The sequence below is a fragment of the Microbacterium sp. Z6_144 genome (genome assembly GCF_057197625.1).
In genome coordinates this window covers 641,010-655,711 of record NZ_JBXVPT010000001.1, presented here as the reverse complement: position 1 = coordinate 655,711, position 14,702 = coordinate 641,010, and the positions used below count along the sequence as shown (strand labels likewise).

General features: G+C 69.8%; 12 protein-coding genes. 3 read left to right on the top strand and 9 right to left on the bottom strand.

Annotated features, from left to right (window positions below):
* Positions 1 to 65: 65 nt before the first annotated feature.
* The 5 genes from AC2DGY_RS03190 to AC2DGY_RS03170 all read right to left on the bottom strand — a co-directional run bounded on the left by AC2DGY_RS03190 (position 66) and on the right by AC2DGY_RS03170 (position 4,602).
* Complete coding sequence (locus AC2DGY_RS03190) at positions 66 to 608, bottom strand: GNAT family N-acetyltransferase (RefSeq protein ID WP_484508255.1); 543 nt, start codon at positions 606 to 608, stop codon at positions 66 to 68.
* A complete protein-coding gene (locus tag AC2DGY_RS03185; RefSeq protein ID WP_484508254.1) occupies positions 605 to 1,045 on the bottom strand; it encodes a GNAT family N-acetyltransferase in 441 nt (146 codons plus the stop codon). The genes AC2DGY_RS03190 and AC2DGY_RS03185 overlap by 4 nt, the downstream gene beginning before the upstream one ends.
* Positions 1,046 to 1,108: 63 nt before the next feature.
* On the bottom strand, positions 1,109 to 2,584 hold the full coding sequence (locus AC2DGY_RS03180; protein ID WP_484508253.1) for an amidohydrolase family protein: 1,476 nt from the start codon (positions 2,582 to 2,584) through the stop codon (positions 1,109 to 1,111).
* 247 nt (positions 2,585 to 2,831) lie between these two features.
* Entirely contained in the window at positions 2,832 to 3,572 is a 741-nt protein-coding gene (locus tag AC2DGY_RS03175; protein ID WP_484508252.1) for an SDR family NAD(P)-dependent oxidoreductase, read from the bottom strand.
* 214 nt (positions 3,573 to 3,786) lie between these two features.
* Positions 3,787 to 4,602 carry an alpha/beta hydrolase gene (locus tag AC2DGY_RS03170; RefSeq protein WP_484508251.1) on the bottom strand — a complete coding sequence of 272 codons (816 nt, stop codon included), beginning with the start codon at positions 4,600 to 4,602 and terminating at the stop codon, positions 3,787 to 3,789.
* Between the two features lie 452 nt (positions 4,603 to 5,054).
* On the opposite strand from AC2DGY_RS03170, the gene AC2DGY_RS03165 reads away from it, so the two are divergent.
* The gene (locus AC2DGY_RS03165) at positions 5,055 to 6,611 is read left to right on the top strand and encodes a glycosyltransferase family 2 protein (RefSeq protein WP_484508250.1); all 1,557 of its coding nucleotides are present in this window, start codon (positions 5,055 to 5,057) and stop codon (positions 6,609 to 6,611) included.
* A gap of 30 nt (positions 6,612 to 6,641) precedes the next feature.
* Here the strand turns inward: AC2DGY_RS03165 and AC2DGY_RS03160 are convergent, their stop codons facing one another.
* From AC2DGY_RS03160 to AC2DGY_RS03150, 3 genes are all read right to left on the bottom strand, one after another.
* Positions 6,642 to 7,667 (bottom strand): zinc-dependent alcohol dehydrogenase family protein, encoded by a 1,026-nt coding sequence (locus tag AC2DGY_RS03160; protein WP_484508249.1) that lies wholly within the window; start codon positions 7,665 to 7,667, stop codon positions 6,642 to 6,644.
* Between the two features lie 143 nt (positions 7,668 to 7,810).
* A complete protein-coding gene (locus AC2DGY_RS03155) occupies positions 7,811 to 8,662 on the bottom strand; it encodes a nitroreductase family protein (RefSeq protein ID WP_484508248.1) in 852 nt (283 codons plus the stop codon).
* Positions 8,662 to 9,012 (bottom strand): hypothetical protein, encoded by a 351-nt coding sequence (locus AC2DGY_RS03150; protein ID WP_484508247.1) that lies wholly within the window; start codon positions 9,010 to 9,012, stop codon positions 8,662 to 8,664. The genes AC2DGY_RS03155 and AC2DGY_RS03150 overlap by 1 nt, the downstream gene beginning before the upstream one ends.
* Positions 9,013 to 9,174: 162 nt before the next feature.
* Between AC2DGY_RS03150 and AC2DGY_RS03145 the strand changes: the two genes are divergently transcribed.
* Together AC2DGY_RS03145 and AC2DGY_RS03140 are read left to right on the top strand one after the other, a co-directional pair.
* Positions 9,175 to 9,474 (top strand): hypothetical protein, encoded by a 300-nt coding sequence (locus tag AC2DGY_RS03145; RefSeq protein WP_484508246.1) that lies wholly within the window; start codon positions 9,175 to 9,177, stop codon positions 9,472 to 9,474.
* 277 nt (positions 9,475 to 9,751) lie between these two features.
* Positions 9,752 to 14,077: a S8 family serine peptidase gene (locus tag AC2DGY_RS03140; protein WP_484508245.1), complete on the top strand. Its 4,326-nt coding sequence runs from the start codon at positions 9,752 to 9,754 to the stop codon at positions 14,075 to 14,077.
* A 25-nt stretch (positions 14,078 to 14,102) separates the two neighbouring features.
* Here AC2DGY_RS03140 and AC2DGY_RS03135 read toward each other — a convergent pair whose 3' ends face one another.
* Entirely contained in the window at positions 14,103 to 14,696 is a 594-nt protein-coding gene (locus AC2DGY_RS03135) for a CGNR zinc finger domain-containing protein (protein ID WP_484508244.1), read from the bottom strand.
* Positions 14,697 to 14,702: the final 6 nt, after the last annotated feature.

Genomic DNA, 14,702 nt, shown 5'->3' with positions numbered 1-14,702 from the left:
CGGCGGCGGCGCCGTCACCGGCGGGTTGTGCGCCGACCAGGAACCGCGCTACCGGGCGGTCGGATTCACCGTCGGGGCGACGCGATCTCGAACAGCTCGCACGTCGTGCCGTAATACCGGTCGGTGGCGCCGCGAGCCCTCATCCCGATCCGCCGGCAGACCGCCTGGGAGGGGAGGTTCAAGGGGTTCGTCACCGCGATCACCCGCGGGATGCCGCCATCCCATGCCTCCTGCAGCACGGCGGCGGCCGCCTCCGACGCATACCCGTGGCCCCACGCGCCCGGATGCAGGTGCCAGCCGATCTCGATGTCCTCGGGCGTGCCGGGCGGCACGGCATCCGCCGACCACGGGATGCGCTTCAGGAGCAGGCTGCCCACCCTCTCGCCCTGGTGCGTGGTGATCGCGCGGACGCTGAGGGGTCCGTCCTCGAGCGCCGTCCACCGCCTCACCGCCGCGCGGGCCTCCTCCACGTCGACCATGAGGCGCGGCGAGCGCCCGAGGTAGCGCTGCACGTCCCCGCGCGAATACATGTCGAGCACGAAGTCGAGATCGTCGGGGTCGGTCGTCCAGTCGCGAAGGGTCAGCCGATGGGTGCGGAGCGGGGTCACGGCCGCCTCATCGGGATGTGAAGGACTCCGTCTTCTTCGAAGGGCTCGCCCGAGCGCGCGAATCCGAAGCGCGTGTACCAGCCCTCGAGCGGAAACAGCGCGTCGAGGTTGATGGGCGCACCGGGGTCGCGCCGCTCGCAGCGCTCGATGGCCGCGCGCATGAGGTCAGCGGCGTAGCCGCGGCCGCGTGCCGCGGCTGCCGTGACCACGCGACCGATGCGGAGAGCGCCGTCATCCTGCAGGATCCGCAGGGTGGCGAGCACGGCCTCACCCTCCTCGGTCCACAGGAGCTCCGCGCCGGGCTCGATCTCACGGCCGTCGATCTCGGGGTAGGCGACCTTCTGCTCGACGACGAACACGCTGACGCGCAACCACATGATTCGGTAGAGCGTCGTCGGGTCGATCTCGGCGACAACGGAGCGGCGGATCTCGGGCATCCGGCTACGCTATCGTGTCCCATCCGGTGCTGAGTCCGACGGCGCGGTCGCGGAGCCGGTGACTCACCGCGGCTGGGCGCGAAGACCGCGGCCGGGGTACGCGTCGAGGACGATGTCACCGTCGCGGACGACGAATTCGCCCCGCACGAGAAGGTGCTGGACGCCGACGGAGGGTCTCGTGGAGTCCAGGTACGTCGCCTGGTCGGTGATGCGCTCTGGGTCGATCACCGCGATGTCGGCATCGGCCCCCACGCCGAGATGCCCCTTGGCCCGGAACGAGGGGGCGACGAGGTCGAGGACGCGCGCCGGCAGGTAGCTGCAGCGGCGGAACGCATCGAGCCACGTCCACACCCCGCGTTCGCGCACCATGGTGCGGAGGGACCGAGCGAAGGTGCCGGAGGTGCGCGGATGCGTCATACCCCCGGGGGGAAGCGGCCATTGGCGCGTGTCGGTGGAACCGTCCGGCCAGGTGACATGCATCGCATCCGAGGCGACGATGCTGTCGGGAAACGCGAGCGACTGCTCGAGCAGCATCCGATCGGCGGGGTTGTTCTCGTCCAGGAACTCGACGATGCACGCGGCCCCCGGGTCGATCGCGCGCAGGTGTCGGAGGTGCGCTTCGTCGCGGATCCGCTCGCCGGTGGCGACGATCACGAGGTTCTGCGGGGTGAGGCCCCACGCCGGCAGCCGCTCGGGCGCGAGGAAGGCGGCGCCGATCCCGGTGCTCCCGGCGCCGTAGGGGTAGGCCTCCACGGTGATGGTCGCCCCGCCTGTCCGGGCATCGCCGATGGTGCGGAGCACGCGGTCGATGTGGCGGCGTGACGTGCTGTTGACGTGGCAGTGATGCACCTGACCGCCGAACTCCATGGCCATCTGCGCGGCCTCGACGGTGCCGTCGATGGGCGTCGTCGGGTCAGCCTCGACGATCTCCCGCACGTGCGTGAACGTGGGGGCACCGGCCCTCGCGGCCAACGCGCTGACGGCGCGATATTCGGCGGGGTCGGTCCGCGGGGCGTACCCCTGCAGAATCCCGATGCCGAGGGCGCCGCCGGCCAGCTCCGCCTCGAGTCGTGACAGCCACGCGGTCAGCTGGGCGGGCGTGGAGTCCTGCTGCCAGGCCGGATCCCCCAGCATCGCGAGCCCTCCGATGAAGTCCGCGTCGGCGACACGGCCCGACAGGACCTCCGCCCGCGCCATCGCCCACGACGCCGAGAACCCGAAATTGATGGGTCGTCCCTCCTCCGCGGCGCGCGCGTACGCGCGTTCCACGGGCAGCAGCCCGGCCTCGAGCTCGAGGGCCGTGGTCACGCCGTCCATCGCCTGGAGCCGCTGCCCGGCGACGCTGTTCACGTGGCTGTGCAAGTCGACGAACCCCGGTCCCACGATCCTGCCGGACACGTCCACGACCCGGGCACCGGCGGGTCTGAGATCCGGGCCGATCGCGGTGATCCGGCCGTTCTCGATGAGCACGTCCGCGGTGCCGTCGAACCCGGTGCCCGGCTCCACGACGCGGCCTCCGGCCAGAACGAGGGCGCTCACGCCGCCGCTCCCGCACGTCGTGGGAGCCGCGATGACCGATCCGCGGCGTGCGCGGGCGGGAGTGGGGAAGCGATCATTCCCTCACGTTATCGATCTCCGCGGGGGCCGAAGACGCAGCCCGTCCCATGCCCGGCTCGTGGAGTCGCGCGAGCGACGGAACGGAGCTCCCTCATGCGAGGAAACCCGGGATGCCGAGTGCGCGGGTCGCGCGCAGGTCGATGTCGCACCCCGGGAGGTGGGCGACCGATCAGATGAAGATCAACTGACCGCCGTCGACGGGCAGGACGGCTCCCGTGGTGTGGCTGGAGCGGTCCGACGCGAGGAAGAGGATCGCGTCGGAGACCTGTTCCACCGACCCCGGACGCCCGAGTGGCGTGCGGGCCATCAGCTCATCGACCGCGGAACCGAACTGCTCCGCGTACGGTGTGCGAGTCGGACCGGGCGCGACGGCGTTCACGCGCACTCCCGACGGGCCCCACTCGTTGGCGAACGCACGCACCACCGCATTCAGTGCCGCCTTCGACACGTTGTATGCCGCGAATCCCTTCTGATCCCGTGTCGCGTTCCCACTGGACACGTGCACGATGGCCCCGGATCCGCGCTCGGCCATGGCCGGCGCGTAGGCGGCGGAGAGGAAGAAGGGAGCGGTGACGTTCACGGCGAGGGTCTGGGCGAAGTCCGCCTCGCTGGTCTCGGCGGCCGCTCCGGGCGGGGAATGGTACCCCGCGCTCGTGACGAGCACATCGACGGGTCCTGTGGTTTCCGCGAGACGGCGCGTCTCCCCGACCTTCGACAGATCCGCTGCCACGAAGCGGACGTCGCCGGAGGCCTCCCTGACGATGTCCGCACCGCGCACGCTGTCACGGCCGACCGCGATCACGCGGGCGCCTGCGGCCGCGAAAGCGTTCACGGCGGCCCGGCCGATTCCGATGGTGCCGCCGGTCACGACGACGGTCTTGCCATCGAACTCTTGGTTCGCTTCAGTCATCGACTCGTTCCTTCATCCTGGTTCATGAGTAGGAGTTTTCTTCTCTGCGCGGTGCCGCTGCCCGGTGAGCAGGGCCCCGTGCGCCCGCGATGATAACCCTGGATGTTTACGAGTCCGTGGGTAAACGGGGTACGGCGTCGCGGGGACGACGAGACCCAGGTGGACGTCGTGTCGCGCGGCCGCTGACATCGCTGGCGACCAGGCATCAGCGGCGTCAGCGGCGTCCCGGCTCGTGGAGTCGCGCGAGCGCGGCCACCACGTCGCGGTGCCAGCGACGCGCGGCAGGAAGCGCGCCGGTGAAGATGGCGACGTCGTGGGTGACTCCGAGGTACTGCACCGCACTGGCTTCGACACCGTCGGCGCGGAGACGTGCCGCGTACGCTGCACCGTCGCCGCGAAGCGGGTCGTACTCGGCGGTGAAGATCGCCGCTTCGGGCAGGCCCGCATGCGAGTCGGCGAGCAAGGGTGAGGCGAGGGCATCGCGGGCATCGGATGAATGCGGCAGGTAGGTGCGCGCGACGGAACGGAGTTCCCGCATGGCCAGGAAGCTGGGGATGCCGAGTGCGCGGGTCGCGCGCAGGTCGATGTGGCGCCCCGTGAGGTCGGCGACCGGCACCTCCAGCACCTGCAGGCGGATGGGAAGACCCGAGCGGTCGCGATTGGCCAGCGTCAGCGCCGCCGCGAGCGACGCCCCCGCCGACACCCCGGCGACGCCGATGCGATCGGGGTCGATGCCGAGGTCGTGGGCGTTCTCGTACAGCCACTCGAGCGCCGCGTAGGCCTGTTCGATCTGGGTCGGGAAGCGATGCTCGGGGGCGAGGGCATAGTCGACGGCCACCATTGCGACGGATGCCTCGGACGCGCGACGTCGGTTCGCGGCATCCGTCGTGGGATAGTCGATGCCGCCGATGCGGAAGGCGCCGCCGAAGAACGTCAGCCATGCCGGGACGCGCGCGTCGCTCGCCGTGGTGTCCGCGCCGGTCGGGTAGTAGATGCGGACGCGCACCGAGGGGAACCCGGGGACAGGCACCGTATGCTCGGCCGTTCGGACCGCGGGACCGGCCGTTCCGACCGTCTCGAGTTCCTTGCGATCCCACGCCAGCGCCGCACGACGATGCCGCGCCCTCCCCCGTCCGGCATCGGGTCGTGCGGGTGCCGCGTCCGGGGCATCAGCGCGCGGGCGGTCCCTGGGCGCCACAGCGCCCGTCGCCGGCACGTCCGCCGGAGGCCGGACCCGTCGCAGCAGGTCGGCCACCCGGCGACGGAGGGCATCGACGCGCTGACGGAGGAGGTAGCGGCGGTGCACCCGCAAGCGCTCTGAGAAAAATGGATCCAACGGCACCGCACACCTCCCTCCCAGGAGGTTCGATTCTACTGAGGGCGAGACCGATCGCCGGTTGCCCGGAGGTCTGCCCCGCGCCGGGGAGATCGATGTCCGGGTCGAGGCGATGAAGCAGTTGTGACGAGTGGATGGGGTGACCAGTGCCCGTTCGTGCCAGCGTCGTCGTTCCGGTGTTCAATCCGGGGCCGGCCTTCGACGAGCTCATCGGGTCTCTCGACCGGCAGACACTGCCGGCTGCGGAATTCGAAGTGATCCTCTGCGATGACGGATCCGACGAGCCGACCCGCCAGCGTCTCGCGCACACCGCACGCGACCGATCGAACGTCCGGGTCCTGACCCTTGCGCACACCGGGTGGCCCGGCACGCCGCGTAACCACGGGATCGATGCCGCCCAGGGCGACTACGTGTACTTCGTCGACCAGGACGACTACCTCTTCGACGCCGCACTGGAGAAGCTCTGCGACTACGCCGACCTGAACAGATCCGATGTCGTCGTCGGCAAGGAGGTGGGGGTCGGGCGCAGCCTTCCCCGCCAGATCTTCCGCCGCGACATCCCCCGCGCCACGCTCGGGAAAGACCCGCTCCTGGAGCTCCTCACCCCGCACAAGCTCTTCCGCACGTCGTTCCTCCGCAAGAACGAGATCCGTTTTCCCGACGGACGGGTCCGCCTCGAGGACCACCTTTTCGTCATGCGGGCCTACTTCGACGCCGGAACGATCTCGGTCCTCGCCAGCGAACCCTGCTACGCGTGGGTGAAGCACCCCGGGAGCGCCAGCGCGTCGCGGATAGATCCCGACACGTACTTCCCCCATCTGGAGGCCGTCCTCGACCTCGTGGAGTCGCGGACGGAGCCGGGCGAACTGCGCGACAGGCTCCTGCGCCACTGGTTCCGCGGGAAGATCCTGAAGCGGCTCGCGGGGCGCCAGATGGTGCGGTATCCGGACGACTACCGCGAGCATTTCCTCGACGTGGTCACGCCCATCGCGCAGGCGAGATTCGGCCCCGGCGTGGACAAGGGTCTCGCGTTCCCCCACCGCATCCGCGCCGCGCTGCTCCGCGCCGAACAGCGGACCGACTTGCTCCGCCTCGCGGAATTCGAAGCCGACCTGCAGTGCCGCGCCGTTGTCACCTCCGCCCGGTGGTCGCGAGGCGGAGGACTCCATCTCCGGATCGGCGTCGGCATCACGCGCGACGGCGAGGACGCGCTCGTCTTCGAGCAACCAGCGGGTGCAGGAGCCAAGCGCCTCGCGTGGCGGCCGCCGCCGTCACTGGCAGCCCTGCCGGCCGGCCTCCTCGAGGCGGCGCGCGACCTTCGCGGTGACCGGGTCGACCTCCTCCTGCGTGACGAGGCGGAGGGAACCGAACGGGTCATCGCCGGGCGCCGATCGAAAGACCTCGCGTCCGTCCGCTTCTCGATCGATCCCCTGAGGGTCTTCAGCCGGACCGATCCCTCCCGCGGCGGACGGCTCTTCGCCGCTGTTCGTCGGGCGGGTTGGACCTTCACCGTCCCGCTGACAGCCGCCCCGGCGGTTCTCGCCGCCGCGGGGCGCTCACCGATCCTTGCCGGGCCCACCTGCTACCTCGAGGCGACGGAGGACGGGGTCGCCGAGCTCCATCGCGAGTGGCCGGCCGGGCGGCTCAAGGACGTCGCGGGCCGCGCCGCGCGCCGGGCTCGGTCGCTCCTACGTCGCAGGTGACAGGTCGGATACGACGCGCCCGCGCTCGTGTCAGAGCGTGAGCAGCACCTTGGTGGCGCGGCGCTCATCCATCGCCGTGTAGCCTTCGGCGGCCCGCTCGATGGGAAGGGTGAGGTCGAACACCTTCCCGGGGTCGATCTTCCGGTCCCAGATCAGTGGGATGAGGTCAGGGAGGAACCGGCGCACCGGTGCGGGCCCGCCGTGCAGGTGGACCTCGGCGAAGAAGAGCTGGTCGAGGGGAAGCGACACGCCCTGATGGGCGACCCCGACGAATCCGACGTGCCCGCCTCCTCGGGTGGAGCGAATGGCCTGCAGGATCGATTCCTGCGTGCCGACCGCCTCGATGACGCTGTGCGCCCCGAGCCCGCCGGTCATCTCCTTGATCCGCCTCACCCCTTCCTCCCCGCGCTCTTCGACGATGTCGGTCGCACCGAACTCGATCGCGAGCTTCTGGCGGTCGGAGTGGCGGGACATGGCGATGATCCGGTCCGCGCCGAGTTGTTTCGCGGCGAGCACGCCCATGAGACCGACGGCCCCGTCGCCGACCACCGCGACGGTCTTGCCGGGACCCGCCTCAGCGGCGACGGCGGCGAACCAGCCGGTGCCCAGCACGTCGGACGCGGCGAGAAGCGACGGGATGAGGTCGGCGTCGGGCTGACCGGGGGTGGCGACGAGGGTGCCATCCGCGTGAGGGATGCGAGCCTTGTCGGACTGGGTGCCGATCGTCCTGGACACGAACTCGGCGTGCACGCACTTCGACGGGTACCCGGCTCGGCAGATCTCGCAGGTGTTGTCGGAGATGACGAACGAACCGACGACGAAGTCCCCCACCGCGAGCGTCTTCACGTCCTGACCGATCTCTTCCACGACCCCGACGTACTCGTGCCCCATCGGCGTGTGATCGACCTGCTCGACGCCGCGGTACGGCCACAGATCCGACCCGCAGATGCAGGTCGCCGTGAGACGAATGATCGCGTCGGTCGGCTCGACGATGACCGGGTCAGCGCGCTCGCCGACGCGGATCTCGCCGGGGGCGTCCATGAAGACCTGGCGCATGGGATTCTCCTCGCATCGGTGCGTCTACCCGGGGGCAACGATTCTTCTCCACCTATTCGACATCCACAGACCCGGAACCGGGAGGGCCGAACGGTCCCCGTGCCGGTCCCGAGGTCCGTCCGTCCGGAACGATGAACGGTCGGTCAGGAGCGCCCGGGAAGCGACGACGACTCGCCGCTGCCACCGGACCGAGCGGGCATGGGCGGCTCGTCCCATCCCTCCTGGGGCGTGGCGCAGGTTCCCCGGAAGACGTACTGCGAGGGAAGTTTTCGTTGCCCGCTCGTCCAGTCGATCGGGGGTCGGCGCTGGTGAGCGGGGAGATAGCCGAGCCGGTACACCGCCATCAGCTCGAGGTCATCCGGCACCTCGAGCAGGCGGACGATCTCGTCCCAACGCCCCGGGACCTCCATCGGGAAGGAGATGAACTGGATGCCCATGCCGAGTTCGACGGTGGTGAGCCAGATGTTCTCCATCGCCGCCCCCATGCTGAACACGGAGTAGAACGACGACAGCTGCCCGGGCCGGTACTCCGACCGGTCGAGCATCACCCCGAGAAGCAGCGGCGACCCGGAGACGAGCTTGCGATTCTCCTCGCCCAGGCTCTGCGGGACACGCAGCGCGTTCATCAGCTTCTGCCCCCGGGAGGTGAACACCTGGCTCGTGAACGGGCGGAGCGGTGCGGGGAGTCGGTCGAAGAGCATCCCATCGCGACGCCGTTCCATCTCCGCCGCACTGAATCGGAAGTACGGCTTGTACCGCTCGAAGAAGGTGCCGTTTGACATGGCCTCGGTCATGCTCTCACCGCTGATCCGCGCGATCTCCTCGATCGTGGCGCGCTCCTCGACGATCACGAACCGCCAAGGCTGGCTGTTCAGCTGCGACGGGGCTCGGCTAGCCACTTCCATCAGCAACCGCTGATGCTCCTCCGAGACCGGGTCGGGGAGGAACGCCCCGTTGGTCGTCTTCCGACGACGCACCACGTCCAGGAACTCCATCAGCGCCTCCTCCAGGCCAGAACGACAGCGGTCGCGAATGACGGAGCGGCCAACCCCGCGACGGTAGCGTGCCGCCGCATCCGTCCGCTCGCGTAGGGCAGGACGGCCAGCGTCAGCGCCCCCGGCACGAGGGCGAATGCCTCGGGGCGACGCCGGACAGCTGCGCACGCAAGCGCGAGCGCGGTCAGTGACGCCGTTGCGAGGTACAGGGCGTGGTGGACCCACCGGATGCGGCTGTTGTCGATCGCACCGGATGCCACGGCCGCTCCGAACGCGACGTTGCCGGTGTAGCTCGCACCCGCGGCCGTGACGAGGCCGCGGAGGAGTCGTCCGTCCCTCTGAGCGCTCATCGGGCGCCTCCTCGGTAGGTGTGCAGGTCGCACGGAGAACAGGGACTCGGACGGCCCACTCGTGGTGCACGACCCATGCAGCTTACGGGCGAACGGCGCCGCCTCGGCGCCCGGGCTCTGAGAGCGCTTCCGGGCAGGCAGGCACACCGGCATGATGGCGGGGTGAATACGTTCCGCGGACAGTCCCCCGCCGGAGGCTCCGTCGGCAGGCCGACGGAGGTTCCGATCGCACGCTGGCGCGCCATCATCGACGACCTCTCGGCGCGTGGCGTGACAGGAGAGCCGGCTCTGATCTTGGCCGAGGCCGTGACGTGGCCCAGCAGCGCCCTCGGTTGCCCGGCGCCGGGACGGTCGTATGCGCAGGCGATCGTCGAGGGCATGCGCATCGTGGTCGATGTCGACGGCACCGCCTACGACTACCGGTTCGGACGCAGCGATACGCCCAGGCTCTGCGAGCGCTGAGCCCCGCCGCGGCGCGTGGGTCGTCGCCCGCATGACGGGGGTATTGCGCGGTTGTTACAGTCCGGCAACGCGGGACCATCTGCGTGCCGGGGCAATTGTATGGCGCGACAACAATTGCTACTTTCAAGCCAGGCCGACGCGTCGGCCGCCATAGATCGAGTCATCAGCAGGGAGCTGGGCACGAGAGCATCTCTGCTGCTCTCGTGCCGTGGGCGCCCGCACGGAGCGGGTGCCGGGCCGGGGGACCTGGCACGCCGCTTCCCATCAGGGAGACAGCGTGAGAGTCAGAAGAGCAGTCGTCGGTGCCGTCGTCGGCGGAGTGTGCATGGCCGTCGTAGCCGGCGCGATCCCCCCGGTCGCGGCCGCAACCGAGGACGACGCGGCAACCGCGGCGCTGCCCACGCAGCAGTCGGGCGACGTGGTGACCCTCATCACGGGCGACCGCGTGACGGTGCTGGCCGGACCCGACGGGGATCCCGCCCTCTCGTTCCAGCCCGCGCCGCGGGATGACGGACGACCCGTCAGCTACAACAGCTTCGGAGATGACGGTCAGCTCTTCGTGATCCCCTCGGACGTCGCTCATCTGGTGCCCGACCACCTGGACCGCAACCTGTTCGACGTCCTCGCTCTCCAAGACCTGAAAGCGGACGACTCGGAGGGCGGCCTGCCTGTCATCGTTCAGACGGCCACGGAGCCCGGAGCCCGCGCGGCCGCGCCCAGCTGGGAGGCGCTCGGCGTGGAGCCGGAGCACACCCTGGAGTCCATCTCCTCCGTCGCGGGCGAGGTCGCACCCGGGGGTGCTCCTGAGCTCGTCGACGCCGTGGAGAGCGCCGACACGGTCGAGAAGGTCTGGCTCGACTCCCCCGTCGAACTGCTCGACACCGACTCGATGCCGCAGATCGGCGCTCCGCAGGCGTGGGCCGGCGGTGCGGATGGCACCGGCGCGGTCGTCGCCGTCCTCGATACGGGCATCGACACGAACCATCCGGATCTCGACGAGGGGATCGTCACGCTGGAGGCGGACTTCACCGCCAGCGGCACCGCGATGGATCAGGCCGGGCACGGCACCCACGTCGCATCGATCATCGCCGGCAGCGGCGAGGCGTCCGGCGGCGACTACCGGGGCGTCGCTCCCGGAGCCCGCCTCCTCAACGGCAGAGTCCTCAACGCCGCGGGACAGGGCCAGACCTCGTGGGTCATCGACGCGATGGAGTGGGCCGCCGGCAACGGTGCGGACGTCATCAACATGAGCCTGGGAATCCAGGGCGACTACACGGATGGCACCGACCCCGGTGCCATGGCCGTGAATTCGATCTCCGAGCGGTACGACACGCTCGTCGTGGTTGCCGCCGGCAACGAGGGCGAATTCGGGGCGACAACGGTGACGACCCCGGGCACGGCCGACAGCGCACTGACCGTGGCTGCCGTCACGGACGACGACTCGCTCGCGTCGTTCTCGTCACTCGGGCCGCGGTTCGGCGACTGGGCGATCAAGCCCGACATCGCTGCGCCCGGCCACGGGATCGTCGCAGCCCGGGCGGCGGCGGAGACAAATCCGTTCGAGCCCGTCGGCGAGCTCTACCAGGCCATGTCCGGCACGTCCATGGCCGCACCGCATGTGGCCGGCGCCGCAGCGATCGTCAAGGCCGCACGACCGGACCTGGGGGACCAGGCTGTCAAGTCCGTGCTGATGGGTTCGGCGCAGCCGGCCGGAAACCCGGTGTACTCCGAGGGCGCGGGGCGCACCTGGATCCCGGGCGCGCTCGAGGAGACGGTGTACGCGACTCCCGCCTCGCTGTCCTTCGGAGTCTTCTCGTCGCCGCGAGACACGCAGGCGCCGCGCTCCCAGACGGTCACGTACACGAACACCTCCGACGTCGACGTCGTGACCCGCGTGGGCGTCACGGTCACGCAGCCCGACGGCGACGCGGCACCCGCAGGGATGGTCACGCTCTCGACAGACACTGTGACGGTGCCTGCTCACGGCACCGCCTCCCTCGACGTCATCGTCGACCCGCGCGCCGATGACCCCGGCGTCTACACCGGCGTGCTCACCGCGGTGGGCGAGGGCGCCCCGCCCATCCGGACGGTGCTCGCGTTCATGTCCGAGCCCGATCTGCACACGCTGCGGATCGAGGCCACCCAGGCGAACGGTACGCCCGCTCCGCTGGGCAGCGCGGGCATGATCCACGGGCTCGACGACTCGCGGATCGATCAGCCGTTCAGCCTCGTCGACGGCGTCACCGAAGTCCGGCTCCGGCCCGGCCGGTACGCGCTGCTCGGCCAGCTTCTGAACGTCGCATCCCCGGATGCGCTCTTCGTCGACGGCTTCACGGGCTTCACGCGCGACGTCGACCTGCAGGGCGACACCACGGTGGTCGTCGACGGGAGCAAGGCGATTCCGGTCGAGATGAAGACCGAGAAGAAAGCCAAGACGACCGGCCTGGAGGAGACCATCGCCCGATGGCTGCCGAATCGCGGCTACCCGGTCACGACCTGGGTGTCGGGCGGTATCGGCGGCGCGACGGGAGGCCTCGATCTCGACGTCTCCGTCCTCGGGACGCAGGAGCCGCTGGCAGGCGACATGAAGGTCCACTCGCGTTACGTGCTGAACCAACCACTGCTCGACGTCAGCGCGGTGGGCTCCCGTCAGAAGATCGACATCTCCCGCGAGCTGAACTACGGCGTGCTGTCTCCGCAGTACCTGGGCACGCTGGACGCGCCGATCGTGAACGCGGGAAAGGGGGCGCCGGACGAGCTGGCAGCTGCCGGCGCTCGCGGGTCCGTCGTCCTGATCGAGGATCGCGGCGATCAGGATCTGAACGCTCAAGCGCAGGCGGCGTATGACGCGGGAGCCGTGGCCGCGATCGTCTACGGGGCGACGCCTGGTCCGTACTTCGAGTCGGTCGACCCGCGCAGATTCCCGGGGATGGCTCGCAAGGCGCTGCCCACACTGACGCTGCCCCGCGACCTCGGCCTCGAGCTGGTGAGCCTCGCGGGCGACGGAAAAGCCCGGTTGCAGGGCACCGGCATCACCGACCCCTCGTACCAGTACCAGCTCGGCTATATCGAAGAGGGCGTTCCCACGGATCTGACCTACGAGGCCAACGGGAAGACGACCGCCACGGTGAACGTCGACGTCAAGGCTTTCGTGCCCGGCACCCCGATGGTGGAATACGTCACCATGATCGGCGGAGGAAACTACACCGGGTTCGGATTCCGTTTCACCGGGCCGCTGCTCGGCCGAGAGGTGTACTACTCCACTGACGATGACCTCACGTTCCAACGCTCCGTGCAGGCGGGCGAAGCATGGAACGCGGACCCCGCGCCGTTCGAGAGCGCGCACGTGACGTACCGGCCGGGGCAGCGGGCGAGTGAGACATTCGTGGGCCAGGTGCATCACGGTGGACTGCGACCGTCCCCGGCTACGCCGCAGGATGCTGCGGTGAGCCGTGACGGCGATGTCCTGTCCGTCAACCTGCCGTACCGGGTCGATGGAGACGGTCATGCGCAGCTGTGGGGGCCCGACGTGGCGTCGACCGGGAGATTCGAGCTGTGGAAGGGCGATGCCCTGCTGGTCGAGGGAGAGGCCCCGAGCGGCACCCCGTCCGTCCCAGCGGAGAAGAGCGCGTACCGGATGACGCTGAACACGCACCGGGATGTTGCGTGGTGGCCGCTGTCCACCGACATCTCCACGGAGTGGGGATTCCCGTCCGCGAACACCAAGACCGCGACGATCCTGCCGCTGCTGCAGCTGGATTACGGGGTGCAGGGACTGAATGCCTTCAATACGGATGGGCGCACGACCGAACTGAATCTCACCGTGTCGCACCAGGACGGCTCCGAAGGCGGAAAGGTGCGAGGCCTCAAGCTGTGGTCGTCCGCCGACGCCGGTGCCACCTGGACACCGGTGCGTGTGGCGCCCGGTCGAGGGGCGGGCGCATACTCCGCGAAGGTGACCGCACCGCGGGGCGCCACCACGATCTCGCTGCGCTCGGAAGCGTGGGACGACGCGGGGGCCACATTCAAGGAGACGGTGATCGACGCCTATGCGGTGGACACCGTCGCGCCGCCGATCACGCTCACCACCCCCGCCGGGGGCATCCCCCAGCCGACCCGGTCCAGCGCCGTGGCGGGCACCATCGAGCCCGGTGCTGTCGTGTCGGTCAGCGCGGGACGCAGCACGTGCGAAGCGACCGCCGGCGCCGACGGCGCGTGGTCGTGCGACCTCCCCGTCCGCGACGGCGTGCACCAGGTGAAGGTCACCGCCACGGACGCGGTGGGCAACACCTCCGCGACCATCCGACGCGTGCTGTGGCGCGACACGGCCGCACCGCCCGTCCCGACGGTCAAGACCCCCGCGGGAACCGTGCACGACACCCGACCCGCGATCAAGGGGTCGACGGAGCCGCGGGCCACGATCACCGTGACAGAGGGGGACCAGGCGGTCTGCACGACGACCGCCGGGTTGTTCGGGGCGTGGTCATGTGTACCGGCCGGCGCACTGAGCGCGGGGCGGCACACCATCACCGTCACCGCGACGGACATCGCGGGAAACATCTCCCCACCTCGAACTGCGCGGTTCACCGTCGCCGGCGGCTAGGACCGTTCCGCCCCCGCGACGGTGCTCACATGCCCTTGACGCGTTCGTAGTGCGCCCTGACGCGATTTCGATTTCCGCAGTCTGCAGAACTGCACCAGCGACGGTTTCGCCGAGAGGAGTTATCGAGGAACACCCATCCGCAGTGCTTGTCCTCGCACCGATGGAATCTCGTGATCGCGTCGGAGGTGAGCAGCCTTCCGAGCGCGAGCGCGATCCGGTGCCGCGGGCTCATGAGGTCGAGGCTGTCCGGAGCCCAGCTCCAGGAGCCTCCCGGGGTCAACTGCAGCGAACTCGCCGCGTGCGCCTCGCTCAAATGGCGCTGCAGTGACGTCGCGGCTCGGGTCTCCGTGAGGCATTCGTACGTGTTATCTCGGAGGTCCACGACGCGACGTAGCTCCGTTGCGGCGTCGTCGACCCGCTGGGATGCGGATTCTGCCAGGCCGTCGGATTCCTCTTGCGAGATCAGGCCCACTGCCAGACACCATGCGAGTAGATGCGCGTACGTCGGAAGCTGCTCTCGGCGTCGCGGCGGATCCAACCGCCAATCGACCGTGTTGAAGAAATCAACGGCGATGTCTCCACCGAGCCGCGACGGCGTCACTTCCGGAAGTGCGGACAACCTCAT